Genomic DNA, 22,238 nt, shown 5'->3' on the forward strand with positions numbered 1-22,238 from the left:
GGTGATGAACAAGGCGGAATTGGCCAGGATGATCCAAGCGGGCGCGGGCCAGCGCAAAGCGGATCTGGTGATCAAAAATGTGCGCCTGCTCGATATCATCACGGGTGAAATTACCACCAGCGATATTGCCATTGTCGGCAACCGGATTGTGGGCACTCATTCCACTTATGAGGGCGAACGCGAAATTGATGGGGCAGACCGCTTTGCTGTGCCGGGGTTTATTGACACCCATCTGCATATTGAAAGCTCGCTGGTGTCGCCGATGGAGTTCGACCATTGTGTGTTGCCTTACGGGCTGACCACCGCTATTTGCGACCCACATGAAATTGCCAATGTGCTGGGCGCGGCCGGAATCAAATATTTTCTCGATGCGTCAGAACGCAGCCTGATGGACATTAAGGTCAATCTGTCCTCCTGCGTGCCCGCCACGGCGTTTGAAACATCTGGTGCGGAATTGCTGATTGAGGATCTGCTGCCCTATCGCGACCATCCGAGCGTGATCGGGTTGGCGGAATTTATGAACTTCCCCGGTGTGATCAACACCAATGATGAGGTGCTCGACAAGCTGCTGGCATTTCAGGATGGGCATATTGATGGCCACGCGCCACTGCTGCGCGGCGATGATTTGAACGGCTATTTGGCCGCAAAAATTCGTACCGACCATGAATGTACCACAGCCGATGAAGCGCGGGAGAAGATGCGCAAAGGCATGGCGATTTTGATCCGCGAAGGCTCTGTGTCGAAAGATTTGAATGCGCTCGCGGAAGTGCTGACCGCGGAAAGCTCCAGCTTTGTGGCGCTATGCACCGATGACCGCAATCCGCTGGATATCCATGAGGAAGGCCATTTGGACAGCTTGATCCGTCGTCTGATCGCCAAAGGCTGCCCGATGCATCATGTTTATCGCGCGGCGAGCCATTCGGCGGCACGGATTTTCGGCCTCGATGATCGGGGTATTGTCGCCCCAGGCTGGCTGGCGGACATTGTGTTGCTGGATGATTTGGAACAATGCGCGGTGAGCGATGTGATCAAATCCGGCCAGTTGGTGGATGATGCCGCTTTTGCGGCGCGGCCTTCGCTTGAGCCGATTGGTCTTCATTCGATGAAGGCACAAAAGACCACCCCTGATCAGTTTAAGGTGCCGGCCAGTGAGGGCAAAAACCTGACCCCGATGATGGGGGTGAAGCCCGGCCTGATCCTCACCTATCGTGAAGAGGGCGTGTTGCCGCGCGAGGACGGCATTTTGCAGCCAGACACGGCACAGGACGCCATCCAAGTGAGCGTGGTGGAGCGGCACGGCAAGAATGGCAATATTGGCCATGGGTTTGTGAAAGGTTTCGGGCTGAAACAAGGGGCGATTGCCTCTTCGGTGGGCCATGACAGCCACAACATCACTTTGGTGGGCACCAACCCGGACGATTTAAGCGCCGCCGCCAACCGCATTATTGACATGCGCGGCGGTTTTTGCGTGGCGCATGAGGGCAAGATTTTGGCGGAGCTGTCCTTGCCCATTGCCGGGCTGATGAGCGAACTGCCGTTTGAAGAAGTGGCCCATGCGTTGGAGAAGCTGCGCGATGCGGCACATGGTTTGGGGTGCACGCTGCCTGAACCGTTTTTGCAAGTCGCGTTTCTGGCATTGCCGGTGATTCCACATTTGAAGATGACGGATTATGGGCTGTTTGATGTGGATGCGTTTGATTTTGTGAAGTGAGGGGCGCGTCGTTCAATAAGTGACGCTCCTGTGTAACCGTTGGTGCTGCATGGATTACCGGATCAAGTCCGGTAATGACGGTGGAGTGTAGGCAGATGATTTACACAGAAACAAACTCACATGAGCCGCTGAGCGCACAAAACCCACTAGGCCGCCCCGGACCTGATCCGGGGCCTACTTGCCTATATTTGCGATGATATTCGGACCCGGCTCAAGGCCGGGAGGCCGCTAGAGGTGTTACCCTGCCAGTTTAGACTTTAGCGCTTCCCCAGCGACATATGTTTCCACGATGGCGCGGTCGTCGCCCATGGTTTGCAGGAGAAACAGCTCTTGTTCCAGATCGTGCACTGTTTCCATGCGCAGCTTCATCACAGGGGTTGCTGTGGCGTCGAGGACGATAAAGTCGGCATCGCTGCCTTCGTCCAAAGTACCGATACGGCTTTGCAGGGAAAGGGCCTCAGCGTTGCCTAATGTCGCTTGGTAAAAGCTAACCAGAGGTGGCAGGCGTTGGCCTTGCAATTGCAAGACTTTGTAGCCCTCATCCATGGTACGCAGCATGGAGATGGAGGTGCCGCCGCCAATATCGGTGGCCAAGCCAATGCGGCCCTGTTTGTGGTCACCTTCCATATTTTGCCAATCAAAATGGCCGGAGCCGATAAACATATTTGAGGTGGGGCAGAAGACCGCCACGGACTTTGTGTCAAACATGGCGTCGCGCTCGCGATCGCTCATATGGATGCAATGGCCGAACAAGGATTTGTCGCCCACCAGCCCATATTTTTCATAGATGGCAAAATAGTCGCCAGCGTCAGGATAAAGCTCGTTGGTGAAGGCGATTTCGTTTTTGTTTTCATTCAAATGGGTTTGAATGTGCAGGTCTGGAAATTCTTTCGCCAAGGCCCCTGCGGCTTCCAATTGCTCTGGCGTGGAGGTGATGGCGAAGCGGGGGGTGATCACATAATAATTGCGGCCGAGCCCATGCCATTTTTCAATGCCGGCTTTGGTGTCGTCATAGGATGATTGTGGCGTGTCAGTGAGCGCTTCTGGCGCTTCGCGATCCATCATCACTTTGCCGCCCAGCATCAGCATATTGCGGTGGGAGGCGGCGCTGAAATAGGCATCAACCGAGCCGGGATGCACCGAACAAAAGGCACTGGCGGTGGTGGTGCCATTGCGGATAAACTCGTCCATCAAATGGTCTGCAATCCGCGCCGCATGCACGGAATCGCTAAAGCGTTGCTCTTCCACAAAGGTATATGTGTTCAACCATTCCAACAGTGACCCGGCATAAGACGCCAACACCTGCATTTGCGGGAAATGCATATGCGGATCAATAAAGCCGGGCATAATCAGCTTGCCGCAATGGTCATGGATTTGCACGCCATCGTCTGCTTGCGTTCGCACCTCGTCAAAACTGCCCATAGCGGCAATGGTGCCGTTGCGCACCAGCAGAGCGCCATCTTCAATATAGCGATAGGCGCTGTCATCATCGCGCGCCTGCGGTTTCGCGTGGAAGCTCAGCAAGCGCCCACGGACTAGTTTTTCACTCATATTGATCGGTCCTACTGATTTACGCTTTCATACCATGCCACAAGCAGCTCGCGCTCTTCATCTGACATGTAGGTCACATTGCCCGGCGGCATGGCGTGGCTGCGCCCGGCCTGGATATAAATCTCCTTGGCGTGGGCGGCAATGGCCTGGTCATTATCCAAAATGACATTTTTCGGCGCTTGATGCACCCCATCCCACACCGGCTCTTCGGTGTGACACATGGAGCAGCGGCCCATCACCGTGTCGCGCGCCTCTTCAAATTGTGCGGACGCCATAAAAGGCGCGGCATTGAGGGTGGCCATTTTATCTTCGGTGAGGCCGGAGATTTTCGGATTGGTGGAGAGCCACATGATCAGGATAAACAACACTGCCGAAATAAACCATGTCCAGCTCAAGGACTTGCCGGTTTCGTGCTTGGTGTTGAAGAAATGACGGATCAGCACGCCGATCAAAAAGATCATTGAGGCGATCACCCAATTATATTGGGTGGCGAAGGCCAGCGGGTAATGGTTCGACAACATCAAAAAGATCACCGGCAGGGTGAGATAATTATTGTGCACCGAGCGCTGTTTCGACTGTTTGCCCAAGGCTGGGTCCGGCTCTTTACCGGCCTTCAAATCCGCCACAATCACTTTTTGATTGGGGATGATGATGAAAAACACATTGGCCGACATGATGGTGGCGGTGAAGGCCCCCAAATGCAGCAGCGCGGCGCGGCCGGTGAATATTTGGGTGTAGCCCCAAGCCATAAAGACCAGCACGCCAAACAGCAGCACCATCAGACCCGTATCGCTTTTGCCGATGGGGGATTTGCACAAGAGATCATAAATGATCCAGCCCCCGGCGATGGAGGCGACCGACAGGAAGATGGCGAGCGGCACGCCCATATCCATCACATTGCGGTCGATCAGATAAAGATCCGCGCTGACATAATAGACAATGGCGAGCAGGGCAAAGCCGGAAAGCCAGGTGGTGTAGGCCTCCCATTTAAACCAGATCAGATGCTCGGGCATATGTGAGGGCGCGACCATATATTTCTTGATATGGTAGAAGCCGCCGCCATGGACCTGCCACTCCTCGCCGCGCACGCCCTTGTGCAGTTTCGGGTTGGGCTTGAGACCTAGGTCCAAGGCGATGAAATAGAAGCTGGAGCCGATCCACGCAATGGCGGTGATCACATGCAACCAGCGCATGCCAAAGGCGATCCATTCGTAAAAAATTGCACTATCTGGCATATTCGCCCCCCAAATTCACCTTGGCGTTCTGTGCATTCGCCGCCTGTTGTTCAATCAATTCTGCCGCCACCAACGCCGCAATCACTTCGGGCCGTTTATCTTTGACTTTGGCGCCACCTATGGGCAGCACCAATTGATCAAATGAAGCATCTGAATAGGCATCGGCCAACCAGGAGCGGAATGTGTTGCGCTTTGATTTTGAGCCGATCATGCCGACATAGAAAAAGCGGTTCATGGCCAAGGCTTCGCCCGCGATCATAAAGTCCAAGGCGTGATCATGGGTCACCACCACCACGCCTGCCCCATCTGGCGCGACGCGCAGTTCGGCTTCCGGCAGCGGGCTGAGGCGTTTTTCAATATTGTCGATTTTTGACAATTCTTCGGCACGTTGATCGATCAGGATCGGCCTGAACGGCAGCGGCTTTAACGCTTGCGCCAAAGCGCGGCCCACATGGCCTGCCCCGAAAATATAGATTGGTGTGCGAGCGTCCGCTTCGCTGCGTAAGCTCTGTTCGAAAATCTGTGCGGCGCGCGCATCGAGGCGACGCAGGGAGAAAGTGAAATGTCCGCCGCAGCATTGGCCGATTTGTGGGCCGAGCGGCAAATCGATCTCGCGATGATCCTGGCCCTGACGCAGCATTTTGCGCGCTTCGTCCATCATCATATATTCGGCTTGGCCGCCGCCAATGGTGCCGAACATTTCTGACGCGCTAACCACCATTTTTGCGTCCATATCGCGCGGGGTTGAGCCTTTGATGGCCAAGATCTCGACCAGAATGGCCTCGCCCTTTGCCAGCGCCCAGAATTGTTGCCAAGTGGAAATCGCCCCCATCAGCGCTGTCCCTTCAGCCTTTCCACCGCCATCAAAATGCGCTCCGGCGTGGCCGGGGCATCTAGGCGCGGGCAGGTTTTATAGTCGGCAACGCTGGCCACCGCCATGGAGAGGGCTTCCAGCACCGAAATGGCAAGCATAAAGGGCGGTTCGCCCACCGCTTTTGACCGTTTGATGGTGCGCTTTTCATTTTTCGACCAGGTGACCAGCTTGGTGTTGAAGGTGCGGGGCCGGTCGGACGCCAGCGGGATTTTATAGGTGGAGGGCGCGTGGGTTTTCAGCTCGCCTTTATCGGAGAACCAAAGCTCTTCGGTGGTGAGCCACCCCATGCCCTGAATAAATCCACCTTCGACCTGGCCCATATCGATGCCTTCATTAATCGAGTTGCCCACATCATGGAGCAAATCCACACGGTCCACAAAATATTCGCCGGTGAGCGTGTCGATCACGACTTCGGACACGGCGGCGCCATAGGCATAATAATAGAACGGCGTGCCGCGCCCGGTTTCCCGGTTCCAGTGAATCTCGGGGGTTTTGTAAAAGCCGGCGGCAGACAGATGCACGCGCTCCATATAGGCGGCGGCGATCAGCTCTTCGAATGGCACTTGCTTGCCTGCGCAGTCCAAATGCTCGTAGCCGAACTTCACGTCCGCTTCTTCGATCTGAAACTTGTCGGCGGCGAAACGCACCAGCCGTGCTTTCAATTGCCGTGCCGCATCGGCGGCGGCCATGCCGTTTAAGTCCGTGCCGGATGACGCGGCGGTGGCAGAGGTGTTGGGCACTTTGTCGGTGCGGGTGGCGCTGACTTTGACGCGGGCCGGATCGACCTGCAACTCGTCCGCCAGCACTTGTGCCACTTTGGAATATAGCCCCTGCCCCATTTCCGTGCCGCCATGATTGAGCAGAATGGAGCCATCCTTATAGATATGCACCAAAGCGCCCGCCTGATTGTACCAGGTGGCGGTGAAGGAAATGCCGAATTTAACCGGGGTGAGCGCAATGCCGCGCTTCAGGTTCTTGTGGGATTTGTTGAAATCCAGCACCTTTTGGCGACGGGCCTGGTAGTCGGCGCTTTCTTCCAGCTCGTCCACCACTTTGGTGATGATGTTGTCATCAACAATCTGGTGATAAGGCGTGGTGTTGCCCGTGTTTGGGCCATAAAAATTGGCGCGGCGCACCTCAAGTGGGTCTTTGCCCAGCTGATAGGCGATCTCTTCGATCACCCGTTCACCACCGATCATGCCCTGCGGGCCACCAAAGCCGCGGAAAGCGGTGTTGGAGACAGTGTTGGTTTTGAGCGGGCGCGAGCGCAGCTCGACATTTTCGAAGAAATAGCAATTGTCCGCATGGAACAGCGCGCGGTCCGTTACCGGACCAGACAGATCAGCGGAGAAGCCGCAGCGGGCGGCAAAGTCAGCATCCAGCGCGTGGATTTTGCCGCTTTCATCAAAGCCCACCTCATAAGTGGCGAGGAAATCGTGGCGCTTGCCGGTCATTACCATATCATCGTCGCGGTCCGGACGAATTTTCACCGCGCGCTTATATTTTTTCGCCGCGATGGCTGCGACGCAGGCGAACAAAGCACCCTGGGTTTCCTTACCACCAAAGCCGCCGCCCATGCGCCGCACTTCCACATTCACCGCATGCTGATGGGTGCCCAAAGCGTGGGCCACCATATGCTGCACCTCAGACGGGTGCTGGGTGGAGGAGATGACTTTGACCGTATCGTCTTCCCCCGGAATGGCCATGGCGATATGGCCCTCCAGATAGAAGTGATCCTGACCGCCAATTTCCATTTCGCCTTTAAGGCGCATTGGGGCCTTTTCCATCGCCGCTTTCACGTCACCATTTTTCAAAGTCAGTGACGGGGTCACAAATTTTCCGCCTGCTTTTTCAGCGGCGCGAATATCGATGAGGGCGGGTTTTTCTTGATAGCTGATCTTGGCTTTTTTCGCCGCACGACGCGCGGCATCGCGGTGGGTCGCGATCACGGCAAAGACGGGTTGGCCGAGGAATTGCACCTCTTTATCGGCGAAGATCGGATCATCATGCAGCGCCGTGGGGCTGACATCGTTCTCGCCCGGAATATCGGTGGCAGTGAGCACGCCGAGCACGTCCGGGTGCGCCAACACATCAGTGAAATCCACGCCTTCAATTGTGCCTGCCGCGATGGTGCTGAGGCCGATATAGGCGTGCAGCGTGCCCGCCGGTTCATTGATGTCATCAAGATAATCAGCAGCGCCTGCCACATGTTTGTGGGCGGATTCGTGCGGTTTTGGGCCGAGGGCAGATTGCTTTTGGCTCATCAGTTCACCTCCACCAGTGCAGCTTGGCGCAATGTATCTAAACTTTCCGCTTCGCCAAAATGTTGATCATAAAAGCGCAGCAGCAGATTTTTCGCCACTTGCTGGCGATAGGTGGCACTGGCACGCATATCGGTGAGCGGGGTGAAATCCTGATCGAAAGCATTGAGCGCGTTTTCAAATGTGTCGCGGGTGAGCAGCTTGCCGTTCAGCGCTGCTTCTACGTGAGAAGCGCGTTTGGGCACGCCCGCCATGCCGCCATAAGCAATGCGCAAGGCACCGATCTTGTCGCCGCCCATTTCGAGATAGAAGGCAGCGGCGACCGACGAAATGTCTTCGTCGCGGCGCTTGGAAATTTTGTAGGTGGCGAAATGCGCTTCGGGTTTGGGCAGCGGCACCTGAATCTGCGCGACAAATTCGCCGGGCGCCCGGTCCTGCTTGCCATAGTCTATAAAGAATTTTTCCAGTGGCAGCTGGCGAGTTTCCTCGCCCTTTTGCAAGGTGATGGTTGCGCCGAGCGCGATCAGCGGCGGTGGCGTGTCGCCAATGGGGGAGCCGTTGGCAATATTGCCGCCAATGGTGCCCATATTGCGCACTTGGGCGCCGCCAATGCGTCGCCAATAGGTGCTGAGTTGCGGCAGTTTTTCATCAATCAGCGGCAGCAAGTCGGTGTAGGTCACACCCCCATCAATGATTAGCTGACCGTCTTTTTCCTGGACCGCGTCAAAATCATTGAGTGCGGTCAGAAAGATGGATGGGGAGATGGGGCGCATAAATTTGGTGACCCAGAGGCCGACATCTGTGGCCCCGGCCACCAAAGTCGCGTCTGGGTGGGCGGCATAAAGCTCTGCCAATTGCGCCTTGGTTTTGGGCACAAAGACTTGATCGTCGCCCTGCGATATGGCGATCGGCGTATTATTTTCCAACGCCTGCAAACGGTCGATATTTTGCTGGCGCTCTTTGACCAGGAAATCCTGCTCCAAGCTGCCAAATTTTGCGATATTGCGGGCGGCTTTGACGATCGGTTGATAGCCAGTGCAGCGGCAGAGATTGCCTTGCAGCGCCTCTTCAATTTCAGCCGTTGTAGGGTCCGCATTTTCCATCCACATGGCGTAAAGCGACATGACAAAGCCCGGCGTGCAAAAGCCGCATTGGGAGCCATGATGTTCGACCATGGCCTGCTGGATCGGGTGCTGTCCCTGATCGCTTTTCAAATGCTCAATCGTGACGATATGGGTGCCATGCAGGCTGGCGACAAAGCTGATGCAGGCATTGACGCCCTGATAGCGCAGCTTGCCCTTTTTCAGCCGTCCCACCAGCACGGTGCACGCACCGCAATCGCCTTCAGCGCACCCTTCTTTGGTACCGCGGAGCGTTTTTTCAAGCCGTAAAAAATCAAGTAAAGTCTGGTCTGAGTTGAGCTTATCCAGCTCGATTTTTTCATCGTTCAGCCAAAAAGAAATCTTTGAATCAAAATCCAATATCAGCTCCCGCGATAGGTGGAATAGCCATAGGGCGACAGCAAAAGCGGCACATGATAGTGCTGGCAGGGTTTAGCGATCACAAAACGCACGGGCACCTCATCCAGAAATGCGCCATGCGGCTCTTCAATACCTTGCGCTTTGAAATATTCCGCCACCATAAAGCGCAGCTCATAGGTGCCGGTTTTCAATGTCCCTTCCATAAGCGGATGATCCACGCGCCCATCGGAATTTGTGCGCGTGTCCAACACTTTTTCCGTGGCGCCATTGTTCAACTCGAAAAGGCAGAGTTGCAATCCCGCTGCCGGGCAGCCGCGCGATGTGTCCAACACATGTGTTGTGAGTTTGCCTGAAGCCATAATTCTTCTCCCCCAATTGGTGTATTTTAGCAGTGTTTCCGGGCGTTTTGTCAAGAATTTTTAACAATTGGTCAAAAAATTGATTGGCGCGCCTATTTCCCCCTAGGCGCAAATCACCGCTTCATGCATAGTGCATGGATAAATGCCATTCGCCAATGGCCAATCAATAGCAAGATATTGAGGGAAAAATGACGCAACATCCTCAGCGCTACGAACGGGATATGCGCGGCTATGGCCGCCGCAAGCCTGCCGTTAAGTGGCCGAACGGCGCCAAAATCGCGGTGCAATTTGTACTCAATTATGAAGAAGGCGGCGAGAATTGTCTGCTGCATGGAGACAAGGCATCTGAAGCGTTTTTATCCGAAATTGTCGGCGCACAGCAATGGCAGGGGCAACGCCATTGGAACATGGAATCAATCTATGAATATGGTGCACGGGCTGGGTTTTGGCGCGTGCATGAGCTGTTCACCCAATTTGATCTGCCGCTGACCATTTATGGAGTTGCGACCGCCCTAAAGCGCTCGCCCGAACAAGTGGCCGCCATGCAGGAAGCGGGTTGGGAACTTGCGTCGCATGGGTTGAAATGGATCGAATATAAGGACTTCACCGAAGCCGAAGAACGCGATCATATGAAGCAAGCGATCCAGCTGCATTATGAGGCGACAGGCGAATATCCCAAAGGCTGGTACACCGGGCGCTGCTCGGATCATACCGTAGCGCTGACCCAGGAAATGGGGTGCTTTGATTATGTCTCGGACAGTTATGCCGACGATTTGCCCTATTGGCGCGCACCGATGGGCGACGCACAAGTACCGCAATTGATTATCCCCTATACGCTGGACACAAATGATATGCGTTTTGCCGCGGTGCAGGGCTTTAACAGCGGCGATCAGTTCTTCACCTATCTCAAGGATAGTTTTGATGCGCTTTATGCCGAAGGCGAAGCGGGTGCACCGAAGATGCTCAATATCGGCTTGCATTGTCGGCTGATTGGCCGCCCCGGGCGGATTATGGCGCTCAGGCGTTTCCTCGACTATGTCCAATCCAAGCCCGATGTGTGGGTGCCGCGCCGCATTGATATTGCCCGCCATTGGATGGAGCATCACCCCTATGCTGCGCCAATATTTGATGTGGTCAAAATGAGCCGCAAAGCCTTCGTCGATCAGTTTGGCGGTGTGTTTGAGCATTCGCCCTGGATCGCGGAACGCGCTTTTGAGGCGGAGATGGGGCCAGCGCATAATTGTGCCACCGGGGTGCATGCGGCGCTGGCGGCGCAATTTAGAAAAGCGCGGGAGAGCGAGCGACTGAAAGTGTTGAACGCGCACCCAGATTTGGCAGGCAAGCTGGCCGCAGCAAAGCGATTGACCGCTGACTCCACCAAAGAACAAGCGAGCGCCGGGCTGAACGCGCTCACCGATGAAGAACGCACCACATTCACCGCGTTGAATGAAGCCTATACGGCCAAATTTGGCTTCCCCTTTATCATCGCCGTAAAAGGGCTCAACAAGGATCAGATCCTTGAACAGTTTCAACAGCGCGTGCATCATGAGCGCGATCAAGAATTCACAACGGCGTGCCAGCAAGTGGAGCGCATTGCGCTGTTGCGGCTAAAAGATATGTTTGAAGAGGAATAGATGAGCAATTATTACACGCCGAAAGGTGGCTTGCCGCCGCAAACCCAATTGCTGACGGACCGCGCAAAATTCACCGAATCTTACGCGGTAATCCCCAAAGGTGTGTTTAGAGATATTGTGACTTCTAACCTGCCGCACTGGGACAAAACCCGCGCATGGATTATTGCGCGCCCCTTGAGCGGCTTCGCCGAAACATTTGCCCAATATGTGATGGAAGTCGCCCCCGGAGGCGGGAGCGAAAAGCCGGAGCCTGATCAAGCCGCCGAAGGCGTTTTGTTTGTGACCGATGGCGCAGGTGAGCTGGTTCTTGATAGCGACACGCATCAGCTAAGCGCAGGCTCTTATGCCTATCTGGCAGCAGGCGCGGCGTGGCAATTGCAAAACAATTCAGACGCGCCGCTGCGTTTTCATTGGATTCGCAAAGCGTATGAAGCCGTTGGCGGCATCGCGCCGCCGAAAAGTTTTGTGACCCATGAAACAAATCACGATCCAATCCCCATGCCGGACACAGATGGCGCTTGGGCAACGAGCCGATTTGTTGACCCCAATGATGTGGCGCACGATATGCACGTGAATATTGTGACGTTTCAGCCGGGTGGCAGCATCCCGTTTGCCGAAACCCATGTGATGGAACATGGGCTTTATGTGTTGCAGGGCAAGGCGGTTTATCGGCTGAATGAAGATTGGGTGGAAGTGGAAGCAGGCGACTTTATGTGGCTGCGCGCCTTTTGCCCGCAAGCCTGCTATGCGGGCGGGCCGGAGCCGTTCCGCTATCTGCTCTACAAAGATGTTAATCGGCATATGAAACTGACATTGGGGGCGTAAATGGAAGTTCCTTTCATCCCCATCAAGCCGCTGAGTATTGAAGCTTTTGCGCCGTTTGGCGAAGTGATCGATCTGGATAAGGCCGAGCACTTTCCGATCAATAATGGCATGTGCACCCGCTATAATGATCTGGCGACAGTGGAACTGGGGGGCGTCGAGCCGCGCCCCTTGGTGAATATTTTCCGCGGCAAGCCTTATGATATTCCATTGCATTTCAAAATGGTGGAACGGCATCCGCTTGGTTCACAGGCCTTTATCCCGATGACCAAACGACCCTTTTTGGTGATTGTTGCGCCAGATGAAAATGGCACGCCGGGTACACCCTTGGCATTTCTCACCCAATCCGGTCAGGGCATCAATTTAAAGATGGGGTGCTGGCATGGGGTGCTCACCACTCTGGAGCAGACCAGCGATTTTGTGGTGATCGACCGGGGCGGACCGGGCGAAAACCTGGAAGAATATTTTTATGAGCCGGGCTTTTTGGTCGGGTTTGATGATTAGGTTGGATTAGCTGCTTGCTTCCAACGTCACCCCGGACCTGATCCGGGGTCCACGCAGAAGTTGAGACGAGGTGCAGCCTCGGCGTTTTTTCACTACAGCTTTGCCGTTTGGCCACGGCTACATGGATTACCGGATCAAGTCCGGTAATGACCGCGGTGGAGGTGGTTATTTGTGCTTTAGCCAGATTTCTTGATGCGGCGAAAGTGGGATTATCGCCGATCAAATTTGCGCCCCAGCACCAGAGACGTTTGGGTGCGGCGCACGCCGGGGATGAGGGCGATTTCGTCGATGATCTCGTCAATATCTTCGAGCTGCGGCGCTTCCACGGACAGGTGCAAATCATATTCGCCATTGATGGCGAGGCAGAGTTTGACCTCAGGAAAGTCTTTTAGCTTGTCGGCAATCTGCTTGCCCTGCTGCTGGTGCACTTCGATCATCACAAGCGCTTCCACATGCTGGCGACCCGGATCTTCTGCCAATTGCACCGTGTAGCCTTTGATATAGCCCATGCGCTCTAGTCGGGCGATCCGCTCGTGCACCGTGGTGCGGGCAATGCCCAGTTTTTTGGCAATGTCGGATGTTTTGGCGCGGGCGTTGAACTGCAATTGCGCGATCAATTGCCGGTCCAATTCGTCCCGAATGGCTTTATCCATGCCGCTGCTCCTCACCGACAAAAAGACAATAGATTGATAAAATGACGATGGTCCAGATTTGGGCGATATGCAAGTTCCTCATTGCGTTAAGACCTTTCTCAAATATTAAATTCCGTCATTTTGTCGGCAAATTGCCTCCAAATTCGTCGTTATGTCATCTTTATGGCGGTTCCGATTCTAGGCACTGACAGTTCCCGCTGTCACACTTTCGGCAGAACAAAAATCAAGCCAGAGGGATAGATATGAATTGGGATGTTTTGATTGTCGGCGCGGGCAAAATTGGCCGCATGGTAGGCGTGGTGTTGGAAACACAGCCAGAATATAGCGTGACCATTGCCGATACCAATGAAGAGAATTTGGCTGAAGTGGCTAAATTGGGGCTGAAGACCGCGAAAGTGGACGTGACCAAGGAAGATGAATTGGTGGCCGCCCTTCAGGGCAAGCAAGCCGTATTGAGCGCTGCGCCCTACTTCTTGACGCCAGCCATCGCCTCTGGCGCGAAAAAAGCCGGCACCCATTATTTCGACCTGACGGAAGACGTTAAGGGCACCAAATTCGTGCGGGATTTGGCCAAAGACGCGGACACGGCCTTTATGCCACAATGTGGTTTGGCGCCGGGCTTTGTGGGCGTGGCCGGTTATCACCTTGCCAAGCAGTTCGACAAGGTTGAAGATTTGTCCATGCGCGTGGGTGCTTTGCCGCGCTTCCCTACAAATGCGCTGAAATATAACATCACCTGGTCCACCGAAGGCATGGTCAATGAATATTGCAACCCATGCGAAGCTTTGGTTGATGGAAAGCTGGTGGAAGTTCCACCGCTCGAGAATTTGCAGACATTTACCCTAAACGGCACTGAATTTGAGTGCTTTAACACATCAGGCGGTTTGGGCACATTGTGCGAGACGTTGGCGGGCCACGCCCAAAACGTATCCTACCGCTCCATCCGCTATCCGGGCCACCGCGACATTTTGAAAATCTTGCTACAAGATTTGAAATTGCAGAATCGTCAGGATCTAATGTGCGAAATCTTCAACACCGCACTGCCTGTGACCAAGCAGGATACGGTGACGGTTTTCTGTACCGCAACGGGCACCATCAATGGCCGCTTTGAGGAAAAATCATTCCTCAATGTTTCAACCCCCATGGAAGTGGCCGGGCAAGAATGGACCGCCATTCAAATCACCACAGCTGCTGGCGTGACAGCGGCAATGGATTTGGTGCGCACGGGCAAACTGCCGCAAAAAGGGTTCTTGAGCCAAGAGCAGATTGATCTGGATGAATTCCTCGACAATCGGTTCGGCGGCATGTTCCTCGGCAAGCCGCTCAAGACAGCGACAAAAACCGACAAAGCTGCATAAATATTAAAGGGTGGGCCAAGGCTCACCCTTTCTCATTTTGGTGGATTGGCCTGCACAAAGTGCGAAAAGCACGTTAAATTTTGCACAAAAAAGTGACTATTCAGTCAAAAAAGAATAGGCCATACTGAAACTGAACATATCGCAAAAAGTGAATTTGCGGATAAGACGTTGTGAGGACAGCGCAAATCGGGCCCGAGAAATTGGACCTGATGTAAGGGAGGTAGTTTTGATGCTTTTGAACCTGGTCATCAGACCGGCGGAGCTGTTGAGCGCGTTTGCGCGGTCATTCCAGATTCTTGTTGTCAGCTTGATCGTTGCGTCACTTCGGCGTGCATTTGATCTTTCATCCTATATTTTTACCGCGTCTCGTATTAATTCGGGACGCGCACACCCCCCATTTGGGGCATTGGCCTAACAAAAGCCAATTGTGTACCAGCTCATTTTGGGCTAGATCGTTGGTAGCGACCAAAGAATGAAAGAAAATATGTCGGACACGCAAACACCTGTCATTGAAGTACGTGATCTTCATAAGAGTTATGGCCAATTGGAAGTGCTCAAAGGCGTTGATCTTGTTGCCCACAAGGGCGATGTGGTGAGCCTGATTGGGTCTTCAGGGTCCGGGAAATCGACGCTGTTGCGCTGTGTGAACCTTTTGGAAGACAGCCAGCAGGGCGACATCATTTTTGACGGTGAGCCTGTGCACTGGAAAGGCGAGGGTCTTAATCGTCATCCGGCTGATAAAGCACAAGTGATCCGCATCCGCACCAACCTGACCATGGTGTTCCAACAGTTCAATCTTTGGGCCCATATGTCGATTTTGCAAAATGTGATGGAAGCACCCGTCACTGTGTTGGGCGAAGACCTTGCAGTGGTTGAAGAGCGTGCCCGCAAATTGCTCGACAAGGTGGGCATTGGCGACAAGTGTGACAATTATCCAGCGCAGCTTTCTGGCGGCCAACAGCAGCGGGCGGCGATTGCGCGCGCCTTGGCCATGGAACCGCAAGCGCTTTTGTTTGATGAACCCACCTCCGCGCTTGATCCTGAATTGGAGCAAGAGGTGGTGAAGGTGATCAAGGATTTGGCCAAAGAAGGCCGCACAATGATCCTTGTCACCCACGACATGCGGTTGGCAGCCGATGTGTCGGACCATGTTATCTTTTTGCATCAGGGACGTATTGAAGAACAAGGTACGCCTGATGAGGTGTTTAAGAACACCAAAACCGAGCGGCTACAGCAATTCTTGAGTGCGACCGTTTCGGACTAAAATCAACTCAAGATCTCTTTTTAAGAGGTTAAACCAAGGGAGACTAAAATGAAAAAACTTTTGCTTTCCGTTGCCGTATTGGCAATGAGCACAAGCTTTGCGATGGCGGACACTGTGCGCCTTGGCACCGAGGGCGCTTACCCTCCATATAACTTCATCAATGATAATGGCGAAGTTGACGGCTTTGAACGCGAGTTGGGCGATGAGCTTTGCAAGCGTGCCGAAATGGATTGTGAGTGGGTGACCAACGATTGGGATTCAATCATTCCAAACTTGGTATCTGGCAACTATGACGCGATTATCGCCGGCATGTCGATCACGCCTGAGCGTCAAGAAGTTGTAGATTTCACACAAAACTACACACCTCCATCACCTTCTGCATATGCAGCCTTGAGCGCAGATGTTGATCTCGATGGCGGCGTTATTGCAGCGCAAACTGGCACGATCCAATCAGCGCACATCACCACAACTGGTGCGACTTTGCTTGAGTTCGCAACGCCTGACGAAACTGTTGCTGCTGTGCGCAATGGTGAAGCAGACGCCGTGCTTTCAGACAAAGACTTCTTGATCCCATTGGTCGAAGATTCAAATGGCGACATGGTTTTTGTTGGCGAAGACATCCCATTGGGTGGCGGTATTGGCATGGCCTTCCGCAAATCTGATCCAGAGATGCGCGCCAAGTTTGATGCAGCGATCCAAACCATGAAAGATGACGGCACATTGAACGAGCTGATCATTAAATGGTTGGGTGAAGATTCACCACGCTTCTAAGTTAGCTATAACAGGGCGGGAGTGCGCTTCCGCCCTGATTTGATTGTAGATCTAATATGTTTTCATTCTGCGCAACTCCGGACCAAATTGAAGGTCTCACCTGGCTGACCTGTTATCTGACAACAGGCAAGCACATGAGCTTTTACGCCTCGTTTGGCACCGTGCTGATGTTGCTGGCGGTTACAGCGCCAACCGCCCTATTGTTCGGCTTTTTTGGCGCCACAGCTGCGCGGTCGCACATTGCGCCGCTGCGCTGGTTTGGCAAAGGCTACACGGCCATTGTGCGCGGCGTGCCTGACATTGCCTTCTTCCTTTTCTTTGTGATCGCGCTCGATCAAGCCTTTGAATATGTGCGCCATAAAACGCTGTGTTCTGATTGGACGGAGCCTGTACGGCAAGGCAGCGACTTTGTGGTTTGCGCTGCTGCGAAACTGCCCTTGTCGAGCTCACCTCAATGGGTGCACGAGGCTTACGGGTTCCTTTTGGCCGTTTTGACATTTTCGATTGTTTTTGGCGCGTTTGCCGCCAACGTTTTATATGGCGGCATGCGCGCTGTGCCCCACGCCCAGCTGCAAACGGGCGAAGCTTATGGCATGAGCCGCCGACAAGTGTTTTGGCGCATTTTGATGCCACAAATGTGGATTTACGCCCTGCCCGGCCTTTCAAACCTTTGGATGATTTTGATCAAAGCAACCCCGCTGCTGTTTCTGCTGGGCGTTGAAGATATCGTTTATTGGGCGCGGGAACTGGGCGGCTCAAAAAGCTCCGCCTTTTCGTACCCCCATCCCGACTGGCGGATCTATTATTTCCTTGGCCTTTTGGTGTTCTATCTGGCCATGACCAAGATTTCGGAAATTGTGTTTGAAAAGCTGATGACCAAACTCAGCTTGGGACAAGCCACAACCGGCGGCGGGTCCGCTGCTGGAGGTGCTGCATGAGCTGCTTAGAAACCATCCAAAATTACGCCTTCCGTTCAATGGGATTTGGCGAGCGGCTTTTGCCCCGTTCGGATTTTACCCTTTGCGACCAGTTCACCCTGATCGGCTCAGGGCTGATTTGGAACGTTTATTTTGGTGTGATTGCGCTTGGCCTTGGCTTTTTCCTCGCGGTGGCGGTTGCCACAGCAAAAGCCAGCAAAAACCCGCTGCTGCGGAAGCCTGCTGAATGGTATATTTTCATTTTCCGCGGCTCACCGCTATTTATTCAGTTCTTCTTCGCCTACGAGCTTTTTGTTTTGCTGCCTCGACTGGGCACCGACATCAATCTTGGCTTTGTGGAAATCACGGTGGAGACACGTTGGTTGACCAAGGCCTGGCTTGGGGCTTTGTTCGTGTTGTTCCTCAACACAGGGGCTTATTCCGCCGAGATTTTTTATGGCGCCCTACGCTCTATTCCCAAAGGGGATGTGGAAGCGGCAGATGCCTATGGCATCACAGGTTGGCCTCGTTTTAGAAAGATCATCTGGCCGACCATGTTGCGCTTGGCGTGGCCCGCCTACACCAATGAAGCGATCTTTTTGTTTCACGCGACAACTTTGGTGTTTTTCTCAGGCTTTCCAAGCTGGCAACAGCGAGGCGATGCGCTTTATTACGCCAGCTACTTCGCGGATAAAACGTTCAACCCGTTTGTGCCTTATCCAATTTTGGCGTTCTATTTTATTCTGCTCACGCTTTGCGTGATCGGGGTCTATGGCGCGATCAACAAACGGCTGAATAAACATCTGCCTGAAAACCAGGCTGCGAAACTGAAAATCAAGCCCCAAATATTGCGTTAGAATCGGTGCGGTCAGTCAAGGCTGACCGCATATTCTGCGCGGCCTTGCACCGCATCAGCAAACTCAAATATTTGCCCATCCGCAGCGCTCGGCGCATCAAGGTTCTCCGCCGCCGAGGTGAGATAAAGCGTTGTAAAGTTCTCACCACCAAAGGCTGGGCAGGTTGGCTGCTTTGCCGGCACATCAAGGCGCTGTAGCTCACGCCCTGTTTTGTCAAACTGCACAATGCATGACGCGCCCCACATGGCGATCCAGATGTTGCCTGCAGCATCGATCAATGCACCATCGGGATTGAGATCTGTTTCTCGCAAATCCACATGAATCGTCGGCTCACCGACGGGCCACCCCTCACCATCCAGGGCTTGCTTCCAAACAATCTGCGTTGGCGTGTCCGTGTAGCAGGCGAAGGATTTGTCGTGCGCAAAACAGATGGAATTTGGGATTGCCACTTCCGGCACCAGCAGACGTAGCTCGCCTTGATAAAAGCGGTAGATCCCACCTTTTTCGCTGCTTGGATCCGTCTTGGACATGGTGCCAATCCAAAATCCACCCCAGGGGTCGATCCGTCCATCGTTGGAGCGACGCGACGGCACGTTTGGTTCCAGATCAACGAGATGCTTTTTTTCTTCTGTTTTCAGATCGAACGCGAACAGTTTGGTTTCTGATGCGATGATCAGCGTGCGTTCGTCTTTCCACCCTGCGGCGGTCACGATTTCGTCGAACGCCCACTCGAGCGGCGCACCGTTTATTTGCGACCGCAATTTGCAATTGGGAATGTCGAACCAAAAAAGCTGTTGGCGCAATGGGTGCCACAATGGGCCTTCACCCAAAATGTTTTGCCGTGAATCAAAAACTGCTGCTGCCATGAGACCTTCCCCTACTTGTTCTCTCCACTAGCTATCAAACCAAACCATGCTGACAAGCCCGTTGGTATGCAGATTGTACATTCAGATTAAAAAAACCCGCCAGAACAAAGTCTGGCGGGCAAGAAAAGGTCCTTAAAAGAACCCTTCTGTGGGAAGTCTTTTAAGTCAAAGCGCTTGCCGCTTTTTGTATGCGGGATATCGCTTCGACCAATTCTGATTTCGCTGCCGCATAAGATATACGAAAATAAGGCGAAAGTCCAAAGGCTGAGCCGGGCACGATGGCCACATGGCTTTCTTCCAAAATATAGCGGCAGAAGTCGCTATCGCTTTCGATGGTCTTGCCGCTGGGCGTCGTCTTGCCGATGAGACCTTCGCAGGAGGCAAAGGTATAAAAGGCGCCTTCGGGCACACGGCAGGTTACCCCATCAATTTCGTTGAGGCCCGCAACCACCAGATCGCGCCGCTCTTGGAACGACAAGCGACGTTCCTCGAGGAATGAATTGTCGCCATTCAAGGCTTCGATTGCTGCAGCTTGCGATACCGACGAGGCGCAGGACGTGGATTGGGATTGCATCACGGCCATGGCCTTGATCAGCTCCACCGGCCCGGCGCCATAGCCGATGCGCCACCCGGTCATGGCGTGGGATTTGGACACACCATTGACCACCAGAATACGATCCCGCAATTCAGGCGCCAATTGTGCTGGGGTGACAAATTCAAAATCATCATAGGTGATGTGCTCATAAATATCGTCGCACACCAGCCAAACATGGGGATTGCGCGCCAGCACAGCCAAAAGAGGTTTTAGTTCTTCAGCCGAATAGGCCGCGCCGGATGGGTTGGATGGCGAGTTGAGCATCAGCCATTTGGTCTTTGGCGTAATTGCCGCTTCAAGCTGGTCAGCCTGCAGCCGGAAGCCTTTTTCACCCGGACATTTGACCAGCACAGGCTCGCCGCCGCACACTTCTACAATGTCGGCATAGGTGGTCCAGAACGGGGTCGGGATTATCACTTCGTCGCCCGGATTGATGGTCGCCATAAAGGCGTTAAACAGCACTTGTTTTGCCCCTGCCGAAACCGAAATATTGGCGGGCTGATAGTCCAGTTCATTTTCTCGGCTCAACTTGTCGCAAATGGCTTGCTTTAATTCAGGTGTGCCATCAAGCGGGGTATATTTGGTTTGCCCTGCATTAATCGCGGCGATGCCAGCCTGTTTGACATGTTCCGGCGTGTCAAAATCCGGTTCTCCAGCGCCCAGAATGATCACTGGCTTGCCTTCTGCCCGCAGTTCGCGGGCGCGGGTGCTGATTTTGATGATTTCAGAAACCGATAGTTTGGCAATGCGGTTAGCCCGGAAAAAGCCCGGATGAGAAACCAGATCGGCGCACATATTTTATCTTCCCCTAAAGCCGAGCGCATATGGCGCGTTTTTGCCATATGCGCTCGAATATGTCCTTACATTTCCCTTTGGAAACGCATCGGTTTAGTCGATATCAAAGCTTACGCCCTGTGCCAATGGCAAGGCTGTGCCGTAGTTCACCGTGTTTGTGGCGCGGCGCATATAGGCCTTCCATGCATCGGAGCCGGATTCGCGGCCGCCACCAGTTTCCTTCTCGCCGCCAAAGGCACCGCCAACTTCAGCGCCTGACGTGCCGATATTGACGTTTGTGATGCCACAATCTGACCCGACTGCGGAAAGGAATGTTTCAGCTTCGCGCACATTCAGGGTGAATATGCAGGAGGAAAGGCCTGCGCCCACCGCATTTTGCATGGCGATGGCATCCTCAAAGTCAGAATATTTGGTGACGTAAAGGATTGGAGCGAATGTTTCTTCCAGCATTGGGCCAGTTTGTTCTGGCATTTCCACCAAAGCCGGGCGGAAATAATAGGACGCATCGCCATTCACATCGACGCGTTCACCACCAGTGACTTTGCCGCCAACGGCTTTTGCCGCTTCAAGCGCTTTCTCCATATTGTCGCCAGCCTCTTTGTCGATCAATGGACCGACCAAAGCATCAGACGACAAAGGATCGCCAATGGTGACGCCCAAATAGGCTTTTTTCAACTGCGCCACCATATCGTCATAAACGCTCTCATGAACGAACAAGCGACGAGTGGTTGTGCAGCGCTGGCCTGCGGTGCCCATGGCACCAAATGCGATGGCGCGCACGGCCATGTCCATATCCGCAGACGGACAAACGATGCCCGCATTGTTGCCGCCCAGTTCAAGAATAGTGCGGCCGAAACGTTGGGCAACGCGTGGCCCAACCTGACGCCCCATGCGCGTAGAGCCTGTGGCGGACACAAGTGCCACTTTTTCATGGTCAACCATAACTTCGCCACCATCGCGCTCAGCGATAAAGGTGGTGATCAAGCCTTCAGGCGCATCGCCGAACTTCTTCAGGGCGCGATCCAAAATCGCCTGACAGGCGAGCGCGGTCAAAGGTGATTTTTCAGATGGCTTCCACACCACGGCATTGCCGCACGCCAAAGCCAAAGCCGCGTTCCAAGACCAAACCGCGACAGGAAAGTTAAAGGCAGAGATGACGCCCACAACACCCAAAGGATGCCATGTTTCCATCATGCGGTGATCTTGACGCTCGGTGGCGATGGTCAAGCCATAAAGCTGGCGAGAAAGGCCGACCGCAAAATCGCAAATGTCGATCATTTCTTGTACTTCGCCTGCGCCTTCTGACGGGATTTTACCTGCTTCAAGGCTCACCAACCGGCCCAAATCATCCTTAGCGGCGCGCAACTCTTCGCCCAACAGCCGCACCAACTCACCCCGGCGAGGGCCGGGTACAGTGCGCCACTTTTTAAATGCTTCGTGTGCTTTTTCGATTTGAGCGTTGATTTCGCTTGCGCTGGATTTTTTGACGTCCGCGATTTTTTCGCCGTTGGTTGGGGAATAAACGGCCAAGTCGCCGCCTTCTAGGGCTTCTGGCTTAACGCCCAATTTGCCCATCAATTCAATGGTTTCGGATTTGCGTGACGATGCTGACATATTCTATCCCCTTTGGCCGCGGCCAATGTTCGTTGTGGATCGACTTTTGCGCTGGGCGAACCCAATGCTCAAATTGAGGCTGGTCAAGTCGAAAAAATTCATTATTCTCATGATAG

At 53.8% G+C, this 22,238-nt stretch carries 19 protein-coding genes; 9 read left to right on the plus strand and 10 right to left on the minus strand.

The features are described 5' to 3' along the window. The first annotated feature begins 4 nt into the window (after positions 1-4). Complete coding sequence (gene ade, locus G549_RS0114785; RefSeq protein WP_210162437.1) at positions 5-1,711, plus strand: adenine deaminase; 1,707 nt, start codon at positions 5-7, stop codon at positions 1,709-1,711. A 237-nt stretch (positions 1,712-1,948) separates the two neighbouring features. Here the strand turns inward: ade and guaD are convergent, their stop codons facing one another. The 6 genes from guaD to uraH are packed head-to-tail and all read right to left on the minus strand — an operon-like array spanning position 1,949 to position 9,472. Next, on the minus strand, positions 1,949-3,262 hold the full coding sequence (guaD, locus tag G549_RS0114790; RefSeq protein WP_027835675.1) for a guanine deaminase: 1,314 nt from the start codon (positions 3,260-3,262) through the stop codon (positions 1,949-1,951). Positions 3,263-3,273: 11 nt separating this feature from the next. Further along, positions 3,274-4,497 carry a urate hydroxylase PuuD gene (locus tag G549_RS0114795; protein ID WP_027835676.1) on the minus strand — a complete coding sequence of 408 codons (1,224 nt, stop codon included), beginning with the start codon at positions 4,495-4,497 and terminating at the stop codon, positions 3,274-3,276. Next, on the minus strand, positions 4,487-5,329 hold the full coding sequence (gene xdhC, locus G549_RS0114800; RefSeq protein ID WP_084634205.1) for a xanthine dehydrogenase accessory protein XdhC: 843 nt from the start codon (positions 5,327-5,329) through the stop codon (positions 4,487-4,489). The genes G549_RS0114795 and xdhC overlap by 11 nt, the downstream gene beginning before the upstream one ends. Next, a complete protein-coding gene (gene xdhB, locus G549_RS0114805) occupies positions 5,329-7,635 on the minus strand; it encodes a xanthine dehydrogenase molybdopterin binding subunit (protein WP_036223015.1) in 2,307 nt (768 codons plus the stop codon). Before xdhB ends, xdhC begins: the two co-directional genes overlap by 1 nt. Further along, entirely contained in the window at positions 7,635-9,116 is a 1,482-nt protein-coding gene (xdhA, locus tag G549_RS0114810; protein ID WP_425528547.1) for a xanthine dehydrogenase small subunit, read from the minus strand. Before xdhA ends, xdhB begins: the two co-directional genes overlap by 1 nt. Further along, the gene (gene uraH / locus G549_RS0114815) at positions 9,116-9,472 is read right to left on the minus strand and encodes a hydroxyisourate hydrolase (RefSeq protein ID WP_036223017.1); all 357 of its coding nucleotides are present in this window, start codon (positions 9,470-9,472) and stop codon (positions 9,116-9,118) included. The genes xdhA and uraH overlap by 1 nt, the downstream gene beginning before the upstream one ends. A gap of 188 nt (positions 9,473-9,660) precedes the next feature. On the opposite strand from uraH, the gene puuE reads away from it, so the two are divergent. The 3 genes from puuE to G549_RS0114830 are packed head-to-tail and all read left to right on the plus strand — an operon-like array spanning position 9,661 to position 12,432. Next, positions 9,661-11,106: an allantoinase PuuE gene (gene puuE, locus G549_RS0114820; protein ID WP_036223022.1), complete on the plus strand. Its 1,446-nt coding sequence runs from the start codon at positions 9,661-9,663 to the stop codon at positions 11,104-11,106. After that, positions 11,107-11,931: a bifunctional allantoicase/(S)-ureidoglycine aminohydrolase gene (locus G549_RS0114825; RefSeq protein WP_027835682.1), complete on the plus strand. Its 825-nt coding sequence runs from the start codon at positions 11,107-11,109 to the stop codon at positions 11,929-11,931. Continuing rightward, positions 11,932-12,432 carry an ureidoglycolate lyase gene (locus tag G549_RS0114830; RefSeq protein WP_027835683.1) on the plus strand — a complete coding sequence of 167 codons (501 nt, stop codon included), beginning with the start codon at positions 11,932-11,934 and terminating at the stop codon, positions 12,430-12,432. Positions 12,433-12,641: 209 nt separating this feature from the next. Here the strand turns inward: G549_RS0114830 and G549_RS0114835 are convergent, their stop codons facing one another. Then, the gene (locus G549_RS0114835) at positions 12,642-13,085 is read right to left on the minus strand and encodes an Lrp/AsnC family transcriptional regulator (protein WP_036223023.1); all 444 of its coding nucleotides are present in this window, start codon (positions 13,083-13,085) and stop codon (positions 12,642-12,644) included. A gap of 242 nt (positions 13,086-13,327) precedes the next feature. On the opposite strand from G549_RS0114835, the gene G549_RS0114840 reads away from it, so the two are divergent. The 5 genes from G549_RS0114840 (at position 13,328) to G549_RS0114870 (ending at position 18,252) form a co-directional block, all read left to right on the plus strand. After that, positions 13,328-14,443: a saccharopine dehydrogenase family protein gene (locus tag G549_RS0114840; RefSeq protein WP_027835685.1), complete on the plus strand. Its 1,116-nt coding sequence runs from the start codon at positions 13,328-13,330 to the stop codon at positions 14,441-14,443. A gap of 484 nt (positions 14,444-14,927) precedes the next feature. Continuing rightward, positions 14,928-15,707 carry an ABC transporter ATP-binding protein gene (locus tag G549_RS0114855; RefSeq protein WP_027835687.1) on the plus strand — a complete coding sequence of 260 codons (780 nt, stop codon included), beginning with the start codon at positions 14,928-14,930 and terminating at the stop codon, positions 15,705-15,707. 48 nt (positions 15,708-15,755) lie between these two features. Next, on the plus strand, positions 15,756-16,478 hold the full coding sequence (locus G549_RS0114860) for a transporter substrate-binding domain-containing protein (protein ID WP_027835688.1): 723 nt from the start codon (positions 15,756-15,758) through the stop codon (positions 16,476-16,478). A 134-nt stretch (positions 16,479-16,612) separates the two neighbouring features. After that, positions 16,613-17,416, plus strand: coding sequence for an ABC transporter permease (locus G549_RS0114865; protein WP_205468053.1), 804 nt, complete (start codon positions 16,613-16,615; stop codon positions 17,414-17,416). Further along, on the plus strand, positions 17,413-18,252 hold the full coding sequence (locus tag G549_RS0114870) for an ABC transporter permease (protein ID WP_027835690.1): 840 nt from the start codon (positions 17,413-17,415) through the stop codon (positions 18,250-18,252). The genes G549_RS0114865 and G549_RS0114870 overlap by 4 nt, the downstream gene beginning before the upstream one ends. A gap of 11 nt (positions 18,253-18,263) precedes the next feature. Here G549_RS0114870 and G549_RS0114875 read toward each other — a convergent pair whose 3' ends face one another. The 3 genes from G549_RS0114875 to amaB form a co-directional block, all read right to left on the minus strand. Continuing rightward, positions 18,264-19,118, minus strand: a complete 855-nt coding sequence (locus tag G549_RS0114875) for an SMP-30/gluconolactonase/LRE family protein (RefSeq protein ID WP_027835691.1) — start codon at positions 19,116-19,118, stop codon at positions 18,264-18,266. 160 nt (positions 19,119-19,278) lie between these two features. After that, positions 19,279-20,508: a pyridoxal phosphate-dependent aminotransferase gene (locus G549_RS0114880; protein WP_027835692.1), complete on the minus strand. Its 1,230-nt coding sequence runs from the start codon at positions 20,506-20,508 to the stop codon at positions 19,279-19,281. A gap of 93 nt (positions 20,509-20,601) precedes the next feature. Next, positions 20,602-22,122, minus strand: coding sequence for an L-piperidine-6-carboxylate dehydrogenase (gene amaB, locus G549_RS0114885; protein WP_027835693.1), 1,521 nt, complete (start codon positions 22,120-22,122; stop codon positions 20,602-20,604). Between the last annotated feature and the right edge of the window lie 116 nt (positions 22,123-22,238).

This window comes from Maritalea myrionectae DSM 19524 (assembly GCF_000423365.1).
In the GTDB taxonomy this organism is placed as follows: Bacteria; Pseudomonadota; Alphaproteobacteria; order Rhizobiales; family Devosiaceae; genus Maritalea; species Maritalea myrionectae.

What these genes read in the sequence shown, in the direction of transcription:
- ade (WP_210162437.1), top strand. Translation starts at nt 5, where the DNA reads ATGAACAAGGCGGAATTGGCCAGGATGATCCAAGCGGGCGCGGGCCAG.
- guaD (WP_027835675.1), bottom strand. Translation starts at nt 3,262, where the DNA reads ATGAGTGAAAAACTAGTCCGTGGGCGCTTGCTGAGCTTCCACGCGAAA.
- G549_RS0114795 (WP_027835676.1), bottom strand. Translation starts at nt 4,497, where the DNA reads ATGCCAGATAGTGCAATTTTTTACGAATGGATCGCCTTTGGCATGCGC.
- xdhC (WP_084634205.1), bottom strand. Translation starts at nt 5,329, where the DNA reads ATGGGGGCGATTTCCACTTGGCAACAATTCTGGGCGCTGGCAAAGGGC.
- xdhB (WP_036223015.1), bottom strand. Translation starts at nt 7,635, where the DNA reads ATGAGCCAAAAGCAATCTGCCCTCGGCCCAAAACCGCACGAATCCGCC.
- uraH (WP_036223017.1), bottom strand. Translation starts at nt 9,472, where the DNA reads ATGGCTTCAGGCAAACTCACAACACATGTGTTGGACACATCGCGCGGC.
- puuE (WP_036223022.1), top strand. Translation starts at nt 9,661, where the DNA reads ATGACGCAACATCCTCAGCGCTACGAACGGGATATGCGCGGCTATGGC.
- G549_RS0114825 (WP_027835682.1), top strand. Translation starts at nt 11,107, where the DNA reads ATGAGCAATTATTACACGCCGAAAGGTGGCTTGCCGCCGCAAACCCAA.
- G549_RS0114830 (WP_027835683.1), top strand. Translation starts at nt 11,932, where the DNA reads ATGGAAGTTCCTTTCATCCCCATCAAGCCGCTGAGTATTGAAGCTTTT.
- G549_RS0114835 (WP_036223023.1), bottom strand. Translation starts at nt 13,085, where the DNA reads ATGGATAAAGCCATTCGGGACGAATTGGACCGGCAATTGATCGCGCAA.
- G549_RS0114840 (WP_027835685.1), top strand. Translation starts at nt 13,328, where the DNA reads ATGAATTGGGATGTTTTGATTGTCGGCGCGGGCAAAATTGGCCGCATG.
- G549_RS0114855 (WP_027835687.1), top strand. Translation starts at nt 14,928, where the DNA reads ATGTCGGACACGCAAACACCTGTCATTGAAGTACGTGATCTTCATAAG.
- G549_RS0114860 (WP_027835688.1), top strand. Translation starts at nt 15,756, where the DNA reads ATGAAAAAACTTTTGCTTTCCGTTGCCGTATTGGCAATGAGCACAAGC.
- G549_RS0114865 (WP_205468053.1), top strand. Translation starts at nt 16,613, where the DNA reads ATGAGCTTTTACGCCTCGTTTGGCACCGTGCTGATGTTGCTGGCGGTT.
- G549_RS0114870 (WP_027835690.1), top strand. Translation starts at nt 17,413, where the DNA reads ATGAGCTGCTTAGAAACCATCCAAAATTACGCCTTCCGTTCAATGGGA.
- G549_RS0114875 (WP_027835691.1), bottom strand. Translation starts at nt 19,118, where the DNA reads ATGGCAGCAGCAGTTTTTGATTCACGGCAAAACATTTTGGGTGAAGGC.
- G549_RS0114880 (WP_027835692.1), bottom strand. Translation starts at nt 20,508, where the DNA reads ATGTGCGCCGATCTGGTTTCTCATCCGGGCTTTTTCCGGGCTAACCGC.
- amaB (WP_027835693.1), bottom strand. Translation starts at nt 22,122, where the DNA reads ATGTCAGCATCGTCACGCAAATCCGAAACCATTGAATTGATGGGCAAA.